Source organism: Streptomyces flaveolus, assembly GCF_014648815.1.
Classification (GTDB): domain Bacteria; phylum Actinomycetota; class Actinomycetes; order Streptomycetales; family Streptomycetaceae; genus Streptomyces; species Streptomyces flaveolus.
The window spans coordinates 692,744-704,584 of record NZ_BMRV01000002.1; the positions used below are offsets into that span (position 1 = coordinate 692,744).

The window sequence follows — 11,841 nt, forward strand, 5'->3', positions numbered from 1 at the left end:
AGCACCCCCACCCCGCACCCGGCGCCGCAGAACTACCCCAGTGCCGACTTCACCGCATCGGCCAGCCGCCCCGCGACGGACCGAGCCTGCTCGATGTCCGCCGCCTCGACCATCACCCGCACCAACGGCTCGGTCCCCGACGGCCGCAACAGCACCCGCCCCGTGCTGCCCAGCTCCCGCTCCGCCTCCCCGACGGCGGTCGCCAGCTCCGCGGACGTCTTGACCCGCGCCTTGTCCACGTCGGGCACATTGATCAGCACCTGCGGCAGCCGCTCCATCACGGACGCGAGGTCCCGCAGCGTACGGCCGGTCTGCGCGACCCGCGCCGCCAGCATCAGGCCGGTCAGCGTGCCGTCACCGGTGGTGGCGTGGTCGAGGATGATGACGTGGCCGGACTGCTCGCCACCGAGGGCGTACCCGTTGGCCTTCATCTCCTCCAGCACGTACCGGTCACCGACCCCGGTCTGCACGAACTGGATGCCCTCGCGCTCCATGGCCAGCTTGAAGCCCAGGTTGGACATCACGGTCGCCACGACGGTGTCGGAGCGCAGCGCGTCCCGCTCCCGCATCGCGAGCGCGAGCACGGCCAGGATCTGGTCGCCGTCGACCTCCGCGCCGGTGTGGTCCACGGCCAGGCAGCGGTCGGCGTCGCCGTCGTGGGCGATGCCGAGGTCGGCGCCGTGCTCGACGACGGCGGCCTTGAGCAGGTCGAGGTGGGTGGAGCCGCAGCCGTCGTTGATGTTGAGGCCGTCCGGCACCGCGCCGATGGTGACGAGCTCGGCGCCGGCCCGCGCGAACGCCTCCGGCGAGACCCGGGAGGCCGCGCCGTGCGCCTCGTCGAGGACGATCTTCAGCCCGTCGAGGCGGTTCGGGAGGACACCGACGAGGTGGGCGACGTACTGGTCGAGGCCCTGGTCGTAGTCGCGGACGCGGCCCACGCCGGCACCGGTCGGGCGGTCCCAGGGGGCGCCGGTGCGGTGCTCCTCGTAGACGGACTCGATGCGGTCCTCCAGCTCGTCGGCGAGCTTGTGGCCGCCGCGGGCGAAGAACTTGATGCCGTTGTCGGGCATGGCGTTGTGGCTCGCGGAGAGCATCACGCCGAGGTCGGCGCCGAGCGCACCGGTGAGGTGGGCCACCGCGGGCGTCGGCAGCACGCCGACCCGCAGCACGTCCACGCCGGCGCTGGCCAGACCCGCGACCACGGCGGCCTCCAGGAACTCCCCGGAGGCGCGCGGGTCCCGGCCGACCACCGCGGTCGGGCGGTGTCCGGCGAAGGTGCCCGCCTCGGCCAGTACGTGCGCCGCGGCGACGGAGAGACCGAGCGCCAGCTCGGCCGTCAGATCCGCGTTGGCGACACCGCGCACGCCGTCCGTGCCGAAGAGTCGTCCCACTTGTCCTCCTGAGGAAACGTCAATTCCGGGAGCGGCTGCCGGTGCGGCCCACGCAGTCGGCTCCCGTGGTTACCGGTCACGCGTCGCACCGCGCTGCCCGGCCATCCGATCACACAAGCCTTTGAACGTCTGAGCGTCTCAACGTCTTGTGCCGTTATACGCCCAACGACGGAGATACACGAACGCCCCGGCAGCACAGTGGCGTGCCGCCGGGGCGTTCGGAGTACAGGCAGCGAGGCTTAGCGCTTGCTGTACTGCGGAGCCTTGCGGGCCTTCTTGAGACCGGCCTTCTTGCGCTCGACCGCACGGTCGTCGCGCTTGAGGAAGCCGGCCTTCTTCAGCGGGCCGCGGTTGTTGTCCACGTCGGCCTCGTTCAGCGCACGGGCGACACCGAGACGGAGCGCACCGGCCTGACCGGAGACACCGCCACCCGCGATGCGGGCGATGACGTCGTAACGGCCCTCGAGCTCGAGCACCTTGAAGGGCTCGTTGACTTCCTGCTGGTGCACCTTGTTCGGGAAGTAGTCCTCGAGGGTGCGACCGTTGATCTTCCACTTGCCGGTGCCCGGGACGATCCGGACGCGGGCGATGGCGTTCTTGCGACGGCCCAGGCCGGCGGCCGGCTGGGGCTCGCCGAAGCGGGACGCCATGGACTCCGAGGTGTACTCGCCCTCGACGGGGACCTCGGACTCGGTGGTGTAGCTGTCGATGTCGATCTCTTCGAGCGGCTGCTCGGCAGTGGTCTCGGCCACGATGCTCCTCAGATTCTCTTCAGTCTTAGGGGGTGGCCGGACTTACTGCGCGACCTGGGTGATCTCGAACGGCTGCGGCTGCTGCGCGCCGTGCGGGTGCTGGTCACCCTTGTAGACCTTCAGCTTCGAGAGCATCTGACGGCCCAGCGTGTTCTTGGGGAGCATGCCCTTGACGGCCTTCTCGATGGCCTTCTCGGGGTTCTTCTCCAGCAGCTCGTCGTAGCGCACCGAGCGCAGACCGCCCGGGTAGCCGGAGTGGCGGTACGCCATCTTCTGGGTCCGCTTGTTGCCGGAGAGGTGCACCTTGTCGGCGTTGATGATGATGACGAAGTCACCGGTGTCGACGTGGGGCGCGTAGATGGGCTTGTGCTTGCCACGGAGGATGGAGGCCGCGGTGGAGGCCAGACGACCCAGGACGACGTCCTGAGCGTCGATGACGTGCCACTGGCGCGTCACATCGCCGGGCTTGGGGCTGTACGTACGCACGGTTCGTAGCCTTCGCTTCTTCAGTGAATGGTCCTGACAAGGTCACCGAAGACGATCACGACAGCCCTGACCGCACAGCGGTGACGCAAACCGCGTGCTGGTCGCTGGTCATCGGTCCCGGTGGACCGGTGTAAGGGCCCCTCACGTGAGAATGAGCAAGCCAATACACATACGACTGTGCAGAGTACCCGGGGTGCCATAGCCGGGTCAAAACGGAGCCGCCGACACCCGCTCCGGCTCCGGCGCGCGACCGCCGCCGCCGTGATCGCCGGCGGGAGCCGGACCGCCCCGGGCCTGCCGCGCCACCGCCCACCCCAGCCCGCACAGCGTGAACGCGTCCTTGAAGGCCCGCTGCCGCGCCGACTCCAGCCAGGGCCAGGTCAGCCCCGGTGCCTGGGGCACCAGGGCGATCCAGAACCAGGGCCCCCGGGCCACCGCCCCCGCGTACGGCAGCCCGGCGAGCAGCAGCGGCACCGCGACGAGGAGATAGTGGTCGTACGACGGCCTGGAGACCAGGAACGCCGACAGCATCAGGCCCGCCCCGGTCTCCGCGTACCGCAGCGGCCCGGCATCCGCGCGGCGCCAGCGCAGGTACGCGCACAGCACCCCGGCCCCCGCCGCCGCCGCCGCGACCCCCTGCGCGAGTGGCCCCGCCACGCCCAGCCGGGGCAGGACGGCCGCCGGGGAGGCCTCGTACAGCCGCAGGAACCCGTCGTCGCCGTGGAGCAGGAACGGCAGCGTGCGGGTGAGGAAGCCGGCCGGGTCGGGCATCAGCAGCGCCGCCGCGCCGGAGGCCAGCGCGGGCACCAGGACGGCCACCGCCAGGGCCCGCCACCGTCCGGCGAACACGAACAGCAGCACCACGGGCGCCAGCAGCGGCTTGAGCGCCACGGACGCCCCGATGACGGCCCCCGCCGCCGTCCACCGCCCCCGGCTCGCCAGCAGCAGGCACAGCGGCAGACCCGCCGCCGCCGTCACCGTCCAGTTGCCGAGCCGCACCAGGTGCCCGAACGGCGCGAAGCCCACCGCGAGCCCGATCGGCCCGAGGACGCCGAGGCGGCTGCCGCACGGCACCCGGTGCAGGCGCAGCGCGCACCCCCAGGCCAGGACCAGCAGCCCCGTCACCGTCAGCGGCGCCAGCACGCGCAGCACGGCCCCGGGCAGCAGCGCCTGCGGGACGGCGGCCAGCACCGCGCTCGGCAGATAGAGGAAGTGCGGATCGTCGTACGGGGACCCGCCGGCCAGCCAGGTCCGGGCGGCCCGCACGACGATCGCGTTGTCCATCCCCCCGTCCGGAGCCGCCCGGGCCGCACTCAGCGCCGACGCCCCCAGCACCGCCACGAGCGCCGCCCACGCGTGGCCGCCCGCAGGTCGCACCAACCACCCGGAGATGTCGTTTTTGCCCGTCCGCATGAGGGGAACGCTAGGCGCTGCGGCCCCTCCGGAGGCGCACCAGCACGCCTCTCGGCCCGTCTAAGATGCCGCCCATGAGCTTTGGGCAGGGGGGACCTCAGTCGCAGTGGGATCCCTGGAAACCGCAATCGCAGCAGCAGCCCTGGAACAGCGGCGGCGGCGACTCCCCGGACTGGGCCGCCCTCGCCGAGGCCTCGGAGGCCCGCAACAAGCGACGCCGGCTGCTGTTCATCGGCGGCGGCGCGCTGGCCACCGTGGCGATCGCCAGTGCCGTCGCCGTGGCCGTGGTCTCGGCGAACGGCTCCGACCAGGCGTCGGACACGCCCTCCTCCCAGCTGCCCTCCACCGCGGACATCCCCAGCCAGTCGGCCGCGCCGCCCTCGTTCGCACCGACCAGTGCCCCGCCGCCGCTGGACCCGAAGGACTTCGTGTCCAGCAGCAAGAAGGACACGGCCCCGCTGAGCCCGGACATCCTCTTCCCGGGCACGCAGCTGACCATGGGCGACATCGTGTACAAGAAGGGGCCGACCGCGGACACCCGCACCTGCGCCTCCGCCGCCCAGGGCACCCTGCCGAAGGCCCTCACCGCCCATGACTGCACCCGGCTGCTCCGCGTCACCTACACCAAGGGCGACATCGCGGTGACGGTCGGCGTGGCCGTCTTCGACAACGAGGCGCAGGCGGTCAAGGCCAAGGGCCAGACCGACAAGAAGAGCATCGTGCGCTCGCTGTCCGGCGGCGGCGTGAAGTCGTTCTGCACGGGCGCGGTCTGCCGCTCCACCACCAACTCCTACGGCCGCTACGCCTACTTCACGATCGCCGGCTTCACCGACGGCAAGAGCGTGACGCCGAAGGACACGGCCGTGTTCCGCACCGGCGACGACCTCGCCGAGTTCGCCTTCCGGCAGATCCGCCGGCGCGGCGAGGCCCAGGCGTCGGCGGCGGCGACGGCCGAGTAGCGGTTCAGCAGCAGCCGGCTCCCGGCAGGGACCGCCGGTTGCGCGCCTCCTTGTTCCGCGCCGCCAGCAGCTCGTCAGCCGGGTAGCCGACCTCCTCCAGGGTCAGCCCGTGCGGCCGTACGACGTGCACGGCGGAGTCCCGGACACCGGCGGCGAGCACCTTGGCGGGCCAGTCGGACGGACGGTGACCGTCGCCGACGAACAGCAGCGCCCCGATCAGGGAGCGGACCATGTTGTGGCAGAAGGCGTCGGCCCGGACCGTGGCGGTGACGATCCCGTCGTCGCCGCGCACCAGGCTCAGCTCCTGCAGCGTCCGGATGGTCGTGGCCCCCTCCCGCTTCTTGCAGTAGGCGGCGAAGTCGTGCTCCCCGAGCAGCCCCCGGGCGGCCTCGTTCATGGCGTCGACGTCGAGGGGCCAGTCGTGCCACAGCACGTGTCCGCGCAGCAGCGGGTCCACACCGCCGGGGTTGTCGGTGACCCGGTAGGCGTAGCGCCGCCAGATCGCGGAGAACCGGGCGTTGAAGCCGCTGGGCGCCTCCCTGAGGGCCCACACCCGCACGTCCCGGGACAGCCGCCCGGCGAGCCGCTTGAGCAGCTTCCCGTGGTGCTCGGCCCAGACCTCCCGCGGCAGGTCGACGTGGGCGACCTGGCCCCGGGCGTGCACGCCGGCGTCGGTCCGCCCGGCCACGGTCAGTTCGTAGGTCTCCCGGGAGCGCGTGACCGTCCGCAGCGCGTCCTCGATCTCCCCCTGCACGGTCCGCCGCCCACCGGCCTGCTTGGCCCACCCGGAGAACTCGGACCCGTCGTAGGAAAGGTCCAGCCGCACCCGTACGAACCCGGCCTCTACTTCGTCACTCACCCCTGCATCTTCTCAGGAACGGCGAACGGGCCCGCCCCGGAGGGCGGACCCGCTGCCGGACCGGGGGGCGGTCAGCCCCTGCCGGTGGGGTTCAGCACGATCTGCCCGGAGTCGTTCGCCGGGTTGCCCTCGTTCGGCATCGTGTACGCGAAGAACGCCCGGCCGGTGGCGTTCTTGGTCACCTCGTCGATGCGGAGGCCGAAGGTGAAGGTGCGGGAGTCGTTCTCCAGGACCGGCGTGGGGACGAAGCAGGCGTAGTCGCCCTCGGCTCCTTCCCAGGTGGGCCGGCAGTCCTCGGGAACGGTGGTGGCCGTGGTCCCCGGCGGCAGGTCGACCTGGAAGGAGATCGGCTCGCCGCCGGAACGCAGCAGGGCCAGCCAGGCGGGGCCGTGGTTGGCGAAGCCGACGTCCACCGACACGGTGCTGCCCTTGCGGGCCCGCAGCCGCTCACCGGTCAGGTCGAGGTCGAAGGTGTTCCTGGTCGGCAGGTCCAGCTCCGCCCAGCGCGTGTAGCCGGCCGGCTCCGCCTCCGGCAGGCGGACCAGCTCCAGCGCCGGACCGTCCCCGGCCTGGTAGTCGCCCTGGGCCAGCAGCTCCCGCGCCTGTGCGACGGGCACCGCGCTGAAGGAGTAGGACAGCGCGTCGTACAGCGCGAAGTCGGCCGTCCGCACCGGGAACGGCGTGTTCAACCCGTAGGCCGCGTCCCCGGCGAACTCGCCGTCGAAGACGCACAGTGCCTCGGAACGCCCGAGCAGGTCGTCGGGATCACGCGGGTCGTACCAGCAGTTGCCGAAGGTACGGGGGAAGGACAGACCCCGGGTGCCGGAGATACGCAGCAGGACGCCCTCGCCGCCCAGCCCACCGACGTTGCGGAAGCCCAGCGGCGCCTGGAAGGTGTCGCCGGCCCTCAGGTCCGCGGGCTCGGTCAACTGCTTCATCCGCAGCTCCGGGCCGCCGACCAGCACGTCCACCGAGTGCCCGGTGAAGGCCAGGCCTTCGCCCTGGGCCGTGATCTCGATGCTGCCGGCGTCGCCCGCGGCGCTCTCGTCGGTCACGTCCAGGCGGATACCGCCGAGACGGTTGTAGTCCTGGCCGGCGTAGATCTCGTAGCCGTTACAGGTGGCGACGAGTCCGTCGACGGCGCACCCCTGCCAGCCCCCGAGGCCGGAGAAGTCCACCGCGGCCACCCCGGCCAGGGAGCGGGCGTCCACGGTGACCGTGTAGTCGCCGGTGTGGATCGGGCTGATGACGCCGTCCTGGTCCGGTATCGGCTCACCGGGCGCCCGCAGCCCCAGCTCGATCTGCGGTTCGGCCGACTCGTCGGCCTCCGGGTGCAGGGAGAGGTTCACACTGTCGGGACCGGTGACGGCGACCGGCAACGGCTGCTCGGCGGCATGGGCGGGACTGGCGAGCGCCGTGGCGGCCAGAGCGGCCAGCGCGAAGGCGGCGGTACGACGCCGCACGGCGGCGGGAGAAGGCATGAAACCCCCGTGACTCAGGGACCGGACGCACCGGGATTCGGTGACGCATACATGACCACCGACCTGCCGGAATGGTTGCCCCGCAATGCGGACGGGCCCGCCCCCGAAAGGGGACGGGCCCGTCGCGAGCCGGAAGCCTCAGGCCTCCTTGGACTCCTCGGCCGGAGCGTCGGTGGCCTCGGCCTTGGTCTCCTCGGCAGCCGGAGCGGCCTCGGCGTCCTTGACGGCACGCTTCGTCGCGGCCTCGGCCTCACCGGTGGCCTCCTGCGCCACGGTCAGCGCCTCGACCAGCTCGATGACGGCCATGGGCGCGTTGTCGCCACGGCGGTTGCCGATCTTGGTGATCCGGGTGTAGCCACCGGGACGGTTCTCGTACCGGGGGCCGATCTCGGTGAAGAGCGTGTGGACGATGCTCTTGTCCGTGATGACCTGGAGCACCTGACGGCGGTTGTGAAGGTCGCCCTTCTTCGCCTTGGTGACCAGACGCTCGGCGTACGGACGCAGCTTGCGCGCCTTCGCCTCGGTCGTGGTGATGCGGCCGTGCTCGAACAGCGACTTCGCGAGGTTCGCGAGGAGCAGCTTCTCGTGCGCGGCGCTGCCGCCCAGACGGGCACCCTTGGTGGGCTTCGGCATGGTGTTTCTCCTAGGTGTCTGCCCCGGCCGTATCAGGTACCGGAGTCAGTATCCGAGCAGGCGGTCGCCTGTCGGAGATCCGGGGCGCCTTCTCAAGCGCCCCGGAGCGTCCGCGCCCCGTGAGGGGCGCGGGGAACGGCACGACCGGCCACAGCGGGCCGGCAGCCGCAGTACGGCACTCCTCGCGGAGCGCTCAGTACTGCTCGGTCTCGACGAAGCCCGCGTCCGCGTCGTCGTCCGCACCGAAGGCGTCCGCGGCGGCGGTCGGGTCGAACCCGGGAGGCGAGTCCTTGAGCGCGAGGCCCATGCCGGCCAGCTTCGCCTTGACCTCGTCGATCGACTTCGCACCGAAGTTGCGGATGTCGAGCAGGTCGGCCTCGGAACGCGCCACGAGCTCACCCACGGAGTGGATGCCCTCGCGCTTGAGGCAGTTGTACGACCGAACGGTGAGCTCGAGCTCCTCGATCGGCAGCGCCAGGTCGGCGGCGAGCGCGGCGTCCGTCGGGGACGGACCCATGTCGATGCCCTCGGCGTCGATGTTCAGCTCGCGGGCGAGACCGAACAGCTCGACCAGGGTCTTACCGGCGGAGGCCATGGCGTCACGCGGACGCATCGCCTGCTTGGTCTCGACGTCGACGATCAGCTTGTCGAAGTCGGTGCGCTGCTCGACACGCGTGGCCTCGACCTTGTAAGTGACCTTGAGAACCGGCGAGTAGATGGAGTCGACCGGGATACGGCCGATCTCCTGGCCCACCTGCTTGTTCTGCACGGCGGAGACGTAGCCGCGACCGCGCTCGACGGTCAGCTCCATCTCCAGCTTGCCCTTGCCGTTGAGCGTGGCGAGGACGAGGTCGGGGTTGTGCACCTCGACACCGGCCGGGGGCGCGATGTCGGCGGCGGTGACCAGACCCGGGCCCTGCTTGCGCAGGTACATCACGACCGGCTCGTCGTGCTCCGAGGAGACGACCAGCTGCTTGATGTTGAGGATCAGGTCGGTGACGTCCTCCTTGACGCCCGGCACGGTGGTGAACTCGTGCAGGACACCGTCGATGCGGATGCTGGTGACAGCAGCGCCGGGGATCGACGAGAGGAGGGTGCGGCGGAGGGAGTTGCCGAGGGTGTAGCCGAAGCCCGGCTCCAGCGGCTCGATGACGAACCGGGAGCGGAACTCGTCGACGACCTCTTCGGTCAACGAGGGACGCTGAGCGATCAGCATGAAGTGAATCCTTCAGTCAGGGGCGCCCGCTATTTGACGCCCGACTCTGTACTGCAAGGGTACGGGCGGTACGACCCGAAAGAGCCGTACCGCCCGGAAATCCCTGACGAAGCGAGGTCAGACGCGACGACGCTTCGGCGGACGGCAGCCGTGCTGCGACATGTGGGGGACGACCCCCACACCCCCAGCCGGACGCCGGTCCGCCGTGCCGAGCGTCAGACGCGACGACGCTTCGGCGGACGGCAGCCGTTGTGCGGGGTGGGCGTGACGTCCTGGATGGAGCCGACCTCGAGGCCGGTCGCCTGCAGGGAGCGGATGGCGGTCTCACGACCGGAACCCGGACCCTTGACGAACACGTCGACCTTGCGCATGCCGTGCTCCTGAGCGCGGCGGGCAGCCGACTCGGCGGCCATCTGCGCGGCGAACGGCGTGGACTTCCGGGAGCCCTTGAAGCCGACGTGGCCGGCGGAGGCCCAGGAGATCACGTTGCCGGACGGGTCCGTGATCGAAACGATGGTGTTGTTGAACGTGCTCTTGATGTGCGCGTGGCCGTGAGCGACGTTCTTCTTTTCCTTGCGGCGCACCTTCTTGGCAGCGCCCTGACGTCCCTTGGGGGGCATGTCGTTCTCCTACGGGAGGTGGTCGGTCCTACAGCGAAGACCGCTGGACGGCGAGTCCGCTGCGGACTACTTCTTGCCCGGCTTCTTCTTACCGGCGATGGCGCGACGCGGGCCCTTGCGGGTGCGGGCGTTGGTGCTGGTGCGCTGACCGCGGACGGGCAGGCCGCGGCGGTGACGCAGACCCTGGTACGTACCGATCTCGACCTTGCGGCGGATGTCGGCCTGGATCTCGCGACGGAGGTCACCCTCGGTCTTGATGTTGTTGTCGACGTACTCGCGGATCGCGACGAGCTGCTCCTCGGAGAGGTCGCGAACGCGGGTGTTCGGGTCGACGCCGGTGGCGGCCAGCGTCTGCTGCGAAAGGGTCCGGCCGATGCCGAACACGTAGGTGAGGGCGATCTCCACGCGCTTTTCGCGCGGGATGTCAACACCGGAAACGCGTGCCATTCAATGGCTCCAGTTGATTGTCGGAGGTCTTCCACAGAACCGGTCCCCGGCCGCCGTATCAGGTACGAACCGGGTCCCCGGCCTCCGAACCGGGGGTGTCGGGCACCTGGGTGCCCGGGTCCTGCGTATGAACATGTTCAGCTCGCGTCGCGCGAAGTCATGCGAATCGCGGAGGGAACGGTCGTGCGTCAGCCCTGGCGCTGCTTGTGGCGCGGGTTGTCGCAGATGACCATGACCCGACCGTGACGGCGGATCACCCTGCACTTGTCGCAGATCTTCTTGACGCTCGGCTTGACCTTCATGGGGTGAGGTTCTCCGGGTCAGTTGCCGGCGCACCCGCGGCACGGCGCCGCGGGACGTGGGCAAGATCTACTTGTACCGGTAGACGATCCGGCCACGCGTCAGGTCGTACGGAGACAGCTCCACCACGACCCGGTCGTCAGGGAGGATGCGGATGTAGTGCATGCGCATCTTGCCGCTGATATGTGCCAGGACCTGGTGGCCGTTCTGGAGCTCGACCTTGAACATGGCGTTCGGAAGAGACTCGACGACAGTGCCCTCGATCTCGATGGCACCTTGCTTCTTGGCCACGCTTCGCCCTTCGAATCGACTACCTTGATCGACTCCGCTACACCCTGCGAGCAGATGCAGGCATACGGGTGCACTGGAGCCGACGAGTCAGTCTACGTCAGCACCCCCGGAAAGGCGAAACGAGGAAGTCTGCCCCAAGAGGGAGATCCTCATGCCAGCGGGTCCGGTGCCGCCGTGATGCCCAGCTCCGCCAGCTTGGCCTTGCCTCCGTCGGGGGCCGTGAGGACCAGGGGGCCCTGCTCCGTCAGGGCGACGGAGTGCTCCCAGTGGGAGGACCAGGTGCCGTCCGTCGTGATGACGGTCCAGTCGTCCTGGAGGACCTCGGTCCTCGGGGTGCCGAGGGACACCATCGGCTCGATGGCCAGGCAGAAGCCGGGCACCAGCTTCGGGCCCTTGCCGCGGCGCCGGTCGACGTAGTTCAGCAGGTGCGGGTCCATGTGCATCTCGGTGCCGATGCCGTGGCCGCCGTAGTCCTCGATGATCCCGTACTTGCCGCCGCCCGGCTTGGGCTGGCGGCGGATGTACGTCTCGACGGCCCGCGAGATGTCGATGAGCCGGTTGCCCTGCTTCATCGCCGCGATGCCGGCCCACATCGACTCCTCGGTCACCCGGGAGAGCTCGACCAGCTCCGGGGCGTGACCGGATCCGACGAAGGCCGTGTAGGCGGCGTCGCCGTGCCAGCCGTCGATGATCGCGCCGCAGTCGATGGAGATGATGTCCCCGTCCTTGAGGACCACGTCGTCGGACGGGATGCCATGGACGACGACCTCGTTCACGGACGTGCAGATCGTCGCCGGGAACCCGCCGTAGCCGAGGAAGTTCGGCTTGGCGTTGTGCTCCGTGAGCACCTTGCGGGCGACCTGGTCCAGGTCCTTGGTGGTGGCGCCGGGCACGGCGGCCTCGCGCGTGGCCGCGTGGATGGCGGCGACGACCAACCCCGCCTCACGCATCTTGGCGATCTGCTCGGGGCTCTTGATCTGCACCATGGGGGCT

Annotated in this window: 14 protein-coding genes; 1 reads left to right on the forward strand and 13 read right to left on the reverse strand. The window is 70.4% G+C overall.

Translation table 11 applies throughout. The annotated features are described in order from the left end of the window. Positions 1-32 precede the first annotated feature (32 nt). The 4 genes from glmM to IEZ05_RS07035 form a co-directional block, all read right to left on the reverse strand. Positions 33-1,391 carry a phosphoglucosamine mutase gene (gene glmM / locus IEZ05_RS07020; RefSeq protein WP_189229128.1) on the reverse strand — a complete coding sequence of 453 codons (1,359 nt, stop codon included), beginning with the start codon at positions 1,389-1,391 and terminating at the stop codon, positions 33-35. Between the two features lie 239 nt (positions 1,392-1,630). After that, positions 1,631-2,143, reverse strand: a complete 513-nt coding sequence (rpsI, locus tag IEZ05_RS07025) for a 30S ribosomal protein S9 (RefSeq protein WP_077796742.1) — start codon at positions 2,141-2,143, stop codon at positions 1,631-1,633. Between the two features lie 42 nt (positions 2,144-2,185). Further along, entirely contained in the window at positions 2,186-2,629 is a 444-nt protein-coding gene (rplM, locus tag IEZ05_RS07030; protein WP_189229129.1) for a 50S ribosomal protein L13, read from the reverse strand. Between the two features lie 207 nt (positions 2,630-2,836). After that, positions 2,837-4,042, reverse strand: a complete 1,206-nt coding sequence (locus tag IEZ05_RS07035) for a glycosyltransferase family 87 protein (RefSeq protein WP_189229130.1) — start codon at positions 4,040-4,042, stop codon at positions 2,837-2,839. A 74-nt stretch (positions 4,043-4,116) separates the two neighbouring features. On the opposite strand from IEZ05_RS07035, the gene IEZ05_RS07040 reads away from it, so the two are divergent. Beyond that, the gene (locus tag IEZ05_RS07040) at positions 4,117-5,001 is read left to right on the forward strand and encodes a hypothetical protein (RefSeq protein WP_189229131.1); all 885 of its coding nucleotides are present in this window, start codon (positions 4,117-4,119) and stop codon (positions 4,999-5,001) included. Positions 5,002-5,005: 4 nt separating this feature from the next. Here the strand turns inward: IEZ05_RS07040 and truA are convergent, their stop codons facing one another. From truA to map, 9 genes are all read right to left on the reverse strand, one after another. Continuing rightward, on the reverse strand, positions 5,006-5,860 hold the full coding sequence (gene truA, locus IEZ05_RS07045; protein ID WP_189229132.1) for a tRNA pseudouridine(38-40) synthase TruA: 855 nt from the start codon (positions 5,858-5,860) through the stop codon (positions 5,006-5,008). Positions 5,861-5,931: 71 nt separating this feature from the next. After that, the gene (locus tag IEZ05_RS07050; protein WP_189229133.1) at positions 5,932-7,341 is read right to left on the reverse strand and encodes a hypothetical protein; all 1,410 of its coding nucleotides are present in this window, start codon (positions 7,339-7,341) and stop codon (positions 5,932-5,934) included. A 138-nt stretch (positions 7,342-7,479) separates the two neighbouring features. After that, positions 7,480-7,974 carry a 50S ribosomal protein L17 gene (gene rplQ, locus IEZ05_RS07055; protein ID WP_189229134.1) on the reverse strand — a complete coding sequence of 165 codons (495 nt, stop codon included), beginning with the start codon at positions 7,972-7,974 and terminating at the stop codon, positions 7,480-7,482. 193 nt (positions 7,975-8,167) lie between these two features. Continuing rightward, positions 8,168-9,190 (reverse strand): DNA-directed RNA polymerase subunit alpha, encoded by a 1,023-nt coding sequence (locus tag IEZ05_RS07060; RefSeq protein ID WP_003966937.1) that lies wholly within the window; start codon positions 9,188-9,190, stop codon positions 8,168-8,170. A gap of 215 nt (positions 9,191-9,405) precedes the next feature. Beyond that, the gene (gene rpsK, locus IEZ05_RS07065; RefSeq protein ID WP_003956432.1) at positions 9,406-9,810 is read right to left on the reverse strand and encodes a 30S ribosomal protein S11; all 405 of its coding nucleotides are present in this window, start codon (positions 9,808-9,810) and stop codon (positions 9,406-9,408) included. 66 nt (positions 9,811-9,876) lie between these two features. Then, complete coding sequence (gene rpsM, locus IEZ05_RS07070; protein WP_004984507.1) at positions 9,877-10,257, reverse strand: 30S ribosomal protein S13; 381 nt, start codon at positions 10,255-10,257, stop codon at positions 9,877-9,879. A gap of 188 nt (positions 10,258-10,445) precedes the next feature. After that, positions 10,446-10,559 (reverse strand): 50S ribosomal protein L36, encoded by a 114-nt coding sequence (gene rpmJ / locus IEZ05_RS07075; RefSeq protein WP_003974245.1) that lies wholly within the window; start codon positions 10,557-10,559, stop codon positions 10,446-10,448. A 67-nt stretch (positions 10,560-10,626) separates the two neighbouring features. Next, complete coding sequence (gene infA, locus IEZ05_RS07080) at positions 10,627-10,848, reverse strand: translation initiation factor IF-1 (RefSeq protein WP_003948620.1); 222 nt, start codon at positions 10,846-10,848, stop codon at positions 10,627-10,629. Between the two features lie 149 nt (positions 10,849-10,997). Beyond that, complete coding sequence (gene map, locus IEZ05_RS07085) at positions 10,998-11,834, reverse strand: type I methionyl aminopeptidase (RefSeq protein ID WP_189229135.1); 837 nt, start codon at positions 11,832-11,834, stop codon at positions 10,998-11,000. Positions 11,835-11,841 lie beyond the last annotated feature (7 nt).